General features: G+C 62.0%; 10 protein-coding genes, 1 pseudogene and 1 riboswitch. Of the genes and pseudogenes, 10 read left to right on the forward strand and 1 reads right to left on the reverse strand.

The features are described 5' to 3' along the window. From Q0K09_RS09660 to Q0K09_RS09705, 10 genes and pseudogenes are all read left to right on the forward strand, one after another. Positions 1-98: pseudogene (locus tag Q0K09_RS09660) on the forward strand (ethanolamine utilization protein EutM); the annotation flags it as partial. A gap of 89 nt (positions 99-187) precedes the next feature. Further along, entirely contained in the window at positions 188-472 is a 285-nt protein-coding gene (gene eutM / locus Q0K09_RS09665) for an ethanolamine utilization microcompartment protein EutM (protein ID WP_130849384.1), read from the forward strand. A 40-nt stretch (positions 473-512) separates the two neighbouring features. Further along, complete coding sequence (locus Q0K09_RS09670) at positions 513-1,310, forward strand: ATP-binding protein (protein ID WP_294475730.1); 798 nt, start codon at positions 513-515, stop codon at positions 1,308-1,310. Between the two features lie 31 nt (positions 1,311-1,341). Beyond that, the gene (eutJ, locus tag Q0K09_RS09675) at positions 1,342-2,160 is read left to right on the forward strand and encodes an ethanolamine utilization protein EutJ (RefSeq protein ID WP_294475732.1); all 819 of its coding nucleotides are present in this window, start codon (positions 1,342-1,344) and stop codon (positions 2,158-2,160) included. Positions 2,161-2,185: 25 nt separating this feature from the next. Then, positions 2,186-2,968: a hypothetical protein gene (locus tag Q0K09_RS09680; RefSeq protein WP_294475734.1), complete on the forward strand. Its 783-nt coding sequence runs from the start codon at positions 2,186-2,188 to the stop codon at positions 2,966-2,968. 61 nt (positions 2,969-3,029) lie between these two features. Further along, positions 3,030-3,314, forward strand: coding sequence for a EutN/CcmL family microcompartment protein (locus Q0K09_RS09685; protein WP_294475736.1), 285 nt, complete (start codon positions 3,030-3,032; stop codon positions 3,312-3,314). 29 nt (positions 3,315-3,343) lie between these two features. Continuing rightward, positions 3,344-4,693, forward strand: a complete 1,350-nt coding sequence (locus tag Q0K09_RS09690) for a 4Fe-4S dicluster domain-containing protein (protein WP_294475738.1) — start codon at positions 3,344-3,346, stop codon at positions 4,691-4,693. 5 nt (positions 4,694-4,698) lie between these two features. After that, positions 4,699-5,250: a BMC domain-containing protein gene (locus Q0K09_RS09695; protein WP_294475740.1), complete on the forward strand. Its 552-nt coding sequence runs from the start codon at positions 4,699-4,701 to the stop codon at positions 5,248-5,250. Positions 5,251-5,309: 59 nt separating this feature from the next. Next, the gene (locus Q0K09_RS09700) at positions 5,310-6,539 is read left to right on the forward strand and encodes an ethanolamine utilization protein EutH (RefSeq protein ID WP_294475742.1); all 1,230 of its coding nucleotides are present in this window, start codon (positions 5,310-5,312) and stop codon (positions 6,537-6,539) included. 35 nt (positions 6,540-6,574) lie between these two features. After that, positions 6,575-7,012 (forward strand): cupin domain-containing protein, encoded by a 438-nt coding sequence (locus tag Q0K09_RS09705; protein ID WP_294475743.1) that lies wholly within the window; start codon positions 6,575-6,577, stop codon positions 7,010-7,012. A gap of 753 nt (positions 7,013-7,765) precedes the next feature. Continuing rightward, positions 7,766-7,952: riboswitch (cobalamin riboswitch) on the forward strand. Between the two features lie 306 nt (positions 7,953-8,258). Here Q0K09_RS09705 and rplT read toward each other — a convergent pair. Next, positions 8,259-8,550: 50S ribosomal protein L20 (gene rplT, locus Q0K09_RS09710; protein WP_294475744.1), on the reverse strand; the 292-nt coding region annotated here is incomplete at its 5' end.

The following is an 8,550-nucleotide window of genomic DNA, read 5'->3' on the forward strand; positions in this document are numbered from 1 at the left end:
CCGCCGAGCGTGTGGGCGAGCTGGTCTCCGTCCACGTCATCCCCCGTCCCCACGAGGAAGTGGAGTTCATCCTCCCCTCCCTGGACAAGACCGACTGATCCAAACCCATCGCACGGGGCAGCCGCCGGCAGCTGCCGGCGGCCTGCCGCCCGGGCGCACCACTTAGAAGGTATAGGAGTGTTCCAATATGGCTAGTATGCAAGCACTTGGCATGATTGAGACCAAGGGTCTCGTGGCCTCCATCGAGGCGGCCGACGCCATGGTCAAGGCCGCCAACGTGACCCTCATCGGCAAGGTCCATGTGGGCGGCGGTCTGGTGACCGTGATGGTCCGGGGCGACGTGGGGGCCGTGAAGGCGGCCACCGACGCCGGCGCTGCCGCCGCCGAGCGTGTGGGCGAGCTGGTCTCCGTCCACGTCATCCCCCGTCCCCACGAGGAAGTGGAGTTCATCCTCCCCAGCCTGGAGAAGTAAGCACGCGGCCTAGTCCGCGTCAAACCAACCGACGGAGGGGGTGAAGCGCTTGAAATGTATCACAGAGGACGCCCTTCGGTGCGAGCTGCGGGCCACAGACCCGGAGTGCTATGTCGTGCCGGAGGGGAAAATCCTCACCCCGGCGGCGCGGGAATATCTGCAATCCCGGAAGATTAAGATTGTGAAGGCGGGGCAGCAGCCCCAGCCCCGGATCGTGGCCACCGAGGTGCCTCCCATGCCGGAGGTGACCATCCCGGCGCCCACACCCGCGCCCATCAAGCCCAAGTTTGTGGATTACGAGACCGGCGCCTTCTACATGGAGAAGCCGGAGCACATGACCCATCTGGTGGGGAACGTGCTGGTGGTGAAGAACCACCCCCGGATCGTGTTCCGGGGCAAGCTGGACTCCCTACAGAGCGCGGTGGTGCTGGCCCAGGTGGACATCCACGAGCGGGGGGGCAGCAAGGCCCTCCTGGACGACCTGGGGGACATTCTGAACATTCTGCGGGAAATGATGCGCTGTGATGTACTGGATGAGCCCTTCCGGGTGGAGAAGATGATCGGCCTGACCCATGCGGAGCTCCGGGAGCAGTCCCACGATCCCCAGCGGTTCTTCGGCGTCAAGGCCATGGTGCTCCCCGATTACACCATGGGCCGGGACTTCGCCCTGCTCAACCAGCTGCGCACCACCGTGCGGGAGACCGAGGTGGCGGCGGCGGAGGCCTTCCATAACGGCGCCAAGTACACCCGAGGGGACATCATCGAGGAGCTCAACCGCATGTCCAGCGCCCTGCACATTATGATGTGCCGGTACCTGGCCGGGCAGTACCAGGATTAAACGAAACTTGACTTGAAGGAGCGCCATACCCATGATGGATTTAGACCGCGTCAACGCCTACATGGCCCGGGTGGAGGAGTCAGAGACCAAGACCTTCAAGCCCGTAAGCAGCAAGCTGAAGGTGGGGCTGGATCTCGGTACCGCCTACATCGTCCTGGTGGTTCTGGACGAGGAGGACAATCCCATCGCCTGCGAAAAGCAGGCCGCCCAGGTCCTGCGGGACGGCGTGGTGGTGGACTACACCGGGGCGCGCCAGATCGTCAAGGACTTGAAGGAAAAGCTGGAGGAGCGCCTGGGCACGGAGCTGGTCAACTGCGCCATCGCCATGCCCGCCGGGACGGAGTCCAGCGTCAAGACCCACCAGTATGTGGCGGAGGGAGTCGGCTTTGAGGTCACCAATATTTTGGATGAGCCCAGTGCCGCCAACTCCATCTACCAGATTGAAAACGGCGTCGTGGTGGACATCGGCGGTGGGACCACGGGCCTTGCCATCCTCAAGGATGGCAAGGTGGTGCAGATCGAAGACGAGCCCACCGGCGGCACCCACCTGACCCTGGTGCTGGCGGGGAACTACCACGTCTCCTTCCAGGAGGCCGAGGCCATCAAGCAGGATTACGCCCGTCACAAGGAGATTCTGCCGGTGGTCAAGGCGGTCATCGAGAAAATGGCGTCCATTGTCAACCGCTACATCGACAAGAGCCAGACCGACGCCATCTACCTGTGCGGCGGCACCTGCTGCCTCACCGGCATCGAGACCATCTTCGAGAAGGAGACCGGCATCAAGACCATCAAGCCGGCCAACCCATTCCTGGTGACGCCGGCCGGCATCGCAATGAACTGCAAACTCTAAATGACGTTAGAAAGGAGGGGAAGGCATGGATCATAACGCCATGGTGGAGGAGATTCTGCGCCGCGTCGCCGAAAAGCTCTCCGCCGCAGAGGGGTGCGCGTCCGGGGATGAGGCGGCTCCCGGCGCCGGGGGCAAGCCCGGACTGCTGGTCCTGACCCAGGACCACGGCGCCGGCTGCCACGCCGCGCTGGAGAGCGCGGCCCTCCAGGCCCGCTACGCGACGGACTGCGCCCTGACGCATCACTACGAAGTGGACCTGGACGCCTATGAGGCCGTGGTGCTCTTCAACCTGAGCTGCGACGCCATGGCCGCCCTGGCCACCGGCGCCTGCGACACCGCATATACCCGTCTTGCCTCCAAAGCCATCCTCTCAGGAAAAAAAGTCTATGTCCCCACGGAAGAGGTGGAGCTGTACCGCTACAAGGAGACGGCCCCCGCCGCCTATTACAGCATGATGCAGCAGAAGCTGGACCTATTGGTGGCCTCCGGGGTGGTCATCTGCGCTCAGGCCGGTCTGGAGCAGGCCATTCTGGGCGGCGGAGATACCCCCGCGCCCCAGCCGGCTGCCGCGCCTGCGGCTCCCGCCGCAGCGCCTCTGGGGGCCCGCAGCACCCTGGCCCCCATGGAGCACCAGGGCGCGGAGAAGGAAGTGCGGATCAACAAGCGGGTCCTCACCGAGAAGGACCTCATCGAGGCCAACATGGACGGGGTGACCCGGGTACACATCGGCGAGAAAACCATTGTCACCGCGCTGGCCAAGGACGCCGCCAAGGACCGGGGCATGACCTTGATCCGGGACGAAGACTGAGCAGACCGGGGACGGGAGCCAAACCGCTCCCGCCGCCCGGCGTCAAACAGGGGGACGAGATATGAAAATCGCAAAGGTCATCGGCAACATCTGGGCCACCCGCAAGGAGGAAAAGCTGGCGGGGTTCAAGCTGCTCATTGTGCAGCCCCTCAACATCCTGGACGGCTCCAGGGAGAACGAGCCACTGGTGGCGTGCGACATCATCGGCGCCGGCGTGGGGGAGACTGTCATCATCGTCAGCGGGAGTTCGGCCCGGAGCGCGGCTGGAGACATGTCGGTCCCCGTTGACGCCACCGTGGTTGGCATCGTAGACGACCAAGAGATTGACACCAGTGTTTTGGATTAAGGTAAGGCAAGAATGAAGGCGGTGAAAGCATGAATCTGACCGAAGTTGTCAAGGCATCCGGTATCGTTGGCGCCGGCGGCGCTGGGTTTCCCACCCACGTCAAGCTGAACGCCAAGGCCGAGTGCTTTGTGGTCAACGCCGCGGAGTGTGAGCCCCTCATCGAGACAGACAAGTACCTGTGCCGCACCTACGCCCCCCAGATCGTGGTAGCGGTGACGGCGGTGGCGGCCCATCTGGAGGCCAAGCGGGCGGTCATCGCCCTCAAGGGAAAGTACAAGGCCGAAATCGCCTCCCTCCAAACGGCCATCGAGCAGGCGGGGGCGTCCATCGAGATCTTCCAGATGGGCACCTTCTATCCCGCCGGCGACGAGCAGACCATGGTCCAGCAGGTCACCGGCCGCTCCGTGCCGGAGCGGGGCCTGCCCCTGGACGTGGGCTGCGTGGTGGACAACGTGGGCACGCTCCTGAACATCTTCGACGCCATCCAGGGACGTCCCGTGGTGGATAAGTTCCTCTCGGTGGTGGGCGAGGTGAAGGAGCCCATCCTGTTCCATGTGCCCATTGGAACCCCCATTCTGGAGTGCGTCCGGGCGGCGGAGCCCGCCATCCGCGACTACGCCCTGATCCTGGGCGGGCCCATGATGGGGAAGGTGCTCCTGAGGCAGGAGGACATGGAGGCGGCGGTGGTCACCAAGACCACCGGCAACATCATCGTTCTGCCCCGGGACCACTATCTCTTCCGCCGGGCCACCCTGCCCATGGAGGCCATCCGACACCAAACCAGGAGCGCCTGCATCCAGTGCCGGATGTGTACCGACCTGTGCCCCCGCTACCTCATCGGCCATCGCATCCGCCCCAACCTGGTGATGCGGAACCTGTGGCGGGAGCCGGGCATCCAGGACAACGACGAGTATGAGCGTTGCTTCGGAGACGCCATGAACTGCTGCGACTGCGGCATCTGTGAGATGTTTGCCTGTCCCATGGGGCTCTCCCCGCGGAAGGTGAACCAGTACATGAAGATCCAGCTCCGGAACCGGGGGATTCAGGTGCCCCGTAATATGGAGCCCCAAGCAAGAACCTTCGTGGACCAGCGCCACACACCCACCGGCCGGCTGGCGGCCCGTCTGGGCCTCTCCCAGTACTATGGGCTCCACGCCCATGCGTGCCGGGAGCTCAACCCGGACGAGGTCTTCATCCCCTTCTCGCAGCACATCGGTAAGCCCGCCAATATGGTAAAGGCGGTGGGCGACTATGTGGAGCGGGGAGAGGTCCTAGCTGAAGCGGCGGAGGGCCTGAGCGCCAACATCCACGCCAGCATCTCCGGCGTGGTGCTGGAGGTCACGGAGCAGGGCGCCCGCATCAGCGGCCGGAAGGAGTGAGAAGCATGGGAAACGCCAGCAGACTTGCCATCGGCATGGTAGAACTCAACAGCATTGCGCGGGGCATTGAGACCTGCGACTACATGGTGAAGGCGGCCCAGGTGGACCTCATCCACTCCTCCACCGTCTGCCCGGGCAAATACATGGTCCTGATCTCCGGCGACACCGGAGACGTCAAGGCATCTATGGCCGAGGGGATCAAGCGGGGCGGCGAGTGCGTGGTGGACACGCTGACCCTCCCCAACGTCCATCCCCAGGTCATCCAGGCCATCAGCATGACCACACAGGTGGAAAAGCCTGGAGCGGTGGGCGTCCTGGAGTTTTACTCCGTGGCCTCCGCCATCACCGCCGCCGACGTGGCGGCCAAAGCGGCCAACATCACCCTCATTGAGGTCCGCATCGGCTACGCCATCGGCGGCAAGGGATATGTGACCCTCACCGGCGACGTGGGCGCCGTCCGGGCGGCGGTAGCTGCGGCGGAGCGGGAGTCCGAGCTCCTGGTGGGGACCACCGTCATCCCGCGCCCCTCCCCCAAGCTGTTCCAGTCCCTGTTATAAAGCGGGGGCTTTGAGCAGAAACTAGAATCTGACCAAGAGAAGGAGAAGGAGTGTAATTTATGGACTTTAGTGAACTGATTGCTGCTGCTGACCCCAGTATTTTTACCGACAGCATCTCTTCCTGGATCTCCGGCATTTCCATCAACTCGGTCATCATGCTCATTATGATGATCTTTATGCTGGTGGGCGCCGTTGACAAGATCCGCGGCAACAAGCTCGGTTACGGCGAGAAGTTCGAGGACGGCTTCAACGCCATGGGCGGTCTGGCCATGTCCATGGCCGGCGTCGTGGCGGCGGCCCCCGTGCTCTCCATGCTGCTGGGCCCCATCCTCCAGCCCATCTACGGCATCTTCGGCGCCAGCCCCGCCATGTTTGCCACCACCCTGCTGGCCTGCGACATGGGCGGCTATCCCCTGGCCATCCAGCTGGCCGGCGATAACGTGGCCATCGGCAACTTCGCCGGCCTGATCCTGGGCACCATGATGGGCCCCACCATCGTGTTCACCATCCCTGTGGCCTTGGGCATCATCAAGAAGGAAGACCGCTCCTATCTGGGCGCCGGCGTCCTGGCCGGTATGATCACCATCCCCATCGGCTGCATCGTGGGCGGCCTCATGATGAACACCCTGGCCCCTGAGTACCACCTGGGCATCGTCACCATCCTCCAGAACCTGATCCCCGTTATCATCATCGCGGCCCTTATCGTCATCGGCCTGTGGGTTGCCCCCGGCCCCATGATTAAGGGCTTCAACGTCTTCGGCACCGGCGTTACCATCGTCATCACCGCTCTGACCGCCATCGCCGTCTTCGAGCAGATCACCGGCATCATGTTCCCCATCTTCTATATCATGGTGGAGAACCCCGCCGACGGTTCCCGCGGTCTGGACAGCGGCCTGCTGACCTGCGGCCTGATCGCCATCGTCCTCATCGGCGCCTTCCCCATGGTGGAGTGGATCACCCGTACCTTCGGCAAGCCCCTCCAGAAGATTGGCGCCGCGCTGGGCATGAACGAGCAGGCATCCGCCGGCATGGTGGCCAATCTGGCCAACAACATCGCCATGTTCAACATCATGGGCGAGATGAACCCCAAGGGCAAGCTGCTCAACGTGGCCTTCTCCGTGTCCGCCGCCTTCGTGTTCGGCGACCACCTGGGCTTCACGGCCGGCAACAACCCCGACATGATCTTCCCCGTGATCGTGGGCAAGCTGGTGGCCGGCGTCACCGCCATCATTGTGGCCAACCTGCTCTCCTCCAAGCTGCTGGCTAAGATCGACGCCGCCAACGCCTAAAAGACGATTTCGCCTGGAAAGGTAAGGAATTTGCTATGAATGTAAGTGAAGAACTCATCCGCAGCATTGTGGAGAAGGTCATCGCCGAGGCGGCGGGCTGCTCTGGAAAGTGCGGCTTCCAGAAGCAGGTGGACCCCAGCGGCGTCATCGGCGTCAAGACCTCCACCGTGGAGCTGGAGCCCTTCGAGGGCCGGAACGATGTGAAGCTCAAGGACGTGGCCACCCTGGAGGAGGCCCCCCGCATGGGCTGCGGCATTATGGAGCTCTCCGACGGGGCCGACTTCGAGTGGACGCTGACCTACGACGAGTGGGACATCGTCCTGGAGGGCCGCCTGGAGATCAAGATCGACGGCCGCGTGGTGGGCGGAGACGCCGGGGATGTCATCTACATTCCCAAGGGCAGTCACATCCACTTTACGACCCCCGATTACGCCAAGTATGCCTATACGGTATTCCCGGCAGACTGGCAGTAGGTCTTTTCCCAACTCCTTTCCGCCCCCGCCGCCCATTTGGGCGGCGGGGGCGGAAGCATTTTTCCGGCCCGGCTTATCCTATGGACTTTTCTGGCATCCATCCGTTTACGGAGCACGGGCCTTGTGCTTTAGGGATCCGCATGAAATGTGTTCACCTGGATTTTTACACGGCAAACGCATGAGTAAATAAATTATGAACGCCCCCCCTTTTTCCGGTATACAAAAGAAAAATTGTATTTGTGCGCAACAAATTTCCTATAAATTTATATGCAGTTAAATTTTAAGAAAATATATTGCTAATACCCTGTCAAGCTAGGGCTTGTTTGAAAATTGGCGATGTGTCCGGCAGCGAGGGATTTTGGTCCGCCGGCAAGCAATTTTTTCGCAGGAATCCCGGCGGATTTCAAGGAAAAATTGCGCCGTCCAGGGGGCAAAAGACCCGCCGGTTGGGCATGTTGACATGTTTCAAACAAGCCCTAGAAATTATCGATTGGATTTCGGGTGAAATTTTCACGGAATAAGGCAGAGGACGCCGGTGGGCTGGCGCCCATCAAGGACGATAACGAGGTTACGCGGAAATTCTGCCGGAAGACAAATGCAAGTTTCTGACTTGGTGGAGTACAAGTTTATATGGATAAACGTATCCTTTTAGGGAGATCTGGTTATCCATGCGTTTGTTGTGGGATTTTTACGGTCAGGGTTGACAGGACTGAGCCGAAAGGCTATAATTGTGGCAAGCCATGCTGACAACTGAATCATAAGTGGTACGTAGGTGCATTTCTTCGGGCCGAAAGAGGGAAGCCGGGTGAGAGTCCCGCGCAAAGCCGTTGCTGTATTGGCGAAGCGGACCCCCATTATGTCACTGGAGCCGGGCTCTGGGAAGGCGGGGGGCGCGTTTGACGCCTAAGCCAGAATACCTGCCTGCGTATGGCGCACACAATGCCTCCTCGTGCGTTTAGGAGGGTGCAGATTCCGCAGCCATGCGGAAATTTGCCGCACCTTGAAGCTGGAAGAGGATGCGGCTTTTGTTGTCGGCGCTAAGGGCGGGCGGGATGTGACTGCCTGCACCTCCTTATGCGATGTGTCAAGCGGCGGCTTCACCTCTTTTTGGTGCGGAGTGCCGGCGCAGGCCCCGGGTCTGTGGCTGCCACCGCAGATCTGGCTGCACCAGGCCGCCCCTCCGGCGGCAAAAAAAAACCGCCCCCCGGCGCGTGCCGGGGGGCGGTTGTCATCTGCGGGGAAGGGCTCAGGCCAGCTTGGCCTTGGCCATCTCGGTGAGCTGGGTGAAGGCGGCCTTGTCGTTGACGGCCAGCTCGGCCAGCATCTTGCGGTTGATGGTCACGCCGGCCTTCTTCAGGCCGTTCATGAAGGTGGAGTAATTCATGCCGTTGAGTTTGCAGGCGGCGGAGATGCGGGTGATCCACAGGGAGCGGAAGTCCCGCTTTTTCAGCCGGCGGCCGGTGTAGGCGTACTTCAGGGACTTCATGACCTGCTCGTTGGCCATCTTGAAGTGCTTGCTCTTGGCGCCCCAGTAGCCC

It is taken from the genome of uncultured Intestinimonas sp. (assembly GCF_944387725.1).
GTDB lineage: Bacteria > Bacillota > Clostridia > Oscillospirales > Oscillospiraceae > Intestinimonas.

Excerpts from the sequence above, each read along its gene's own strand:
- Q0K09_RS09705 (WP_294475743.1), top strand. The coding sequence starts at position 6,575 with ATGAATGTAAGTGAAGAACTCATCCGCAGCATTGTGGAGAAGGTCATC.
- Q0K09_RS09685 (WP_294475736.1), top strand. The coding sequence starts at position 3,030 with ATGAAAATCGCAAAGGTCATCGGCAACATCTGGGCCACCCGCAAGGAG.
- Q0K09_RS09690 (WP_294475738.1), top strand. The coding sequence starts at position 3,344 with ATGAATCTGACCGAAGTTGTCAAGGCATCCGGTATCGTTGGCGCCGGC.
- Q0K09_RS09695 (WP_294475740.1), top strand. The coding sequence starts at position 4,699 with ATGGGAAACGCCAGCAGACTTGCCATCGGCATGGTAGAACTCAACAGC.
- Q0K09_RS09680 (WP_294475734.1), top strand. The coding sequence starts at position 2,186 with ATGGATCATAACGCCATGGTGGAGGAGATTCTGCGCCGCGTCGCCGAA.
- Q0K09_RS09700 (WP_294475742.1), top strand. The coding sequence starts at position 5,310 with ATGGACTTTAGTGAACTGATTGCTGCTGCTGACCCCAGTATTTTTACC.
- eutJ (WP_294475732.1), top strand. The coding sequence starts at position 1,342 with ATGATGGATTTAGACCGCGTCAACGCCTACATGGCCCGGGTGGAGGAG.
- eutM (WP_130849384.1), top strand. The coding sequence starts at position 188 with ATGGCTAGTATGCAAGCACTTGGCATGATTGAGACCAAGGGTCTCGTG.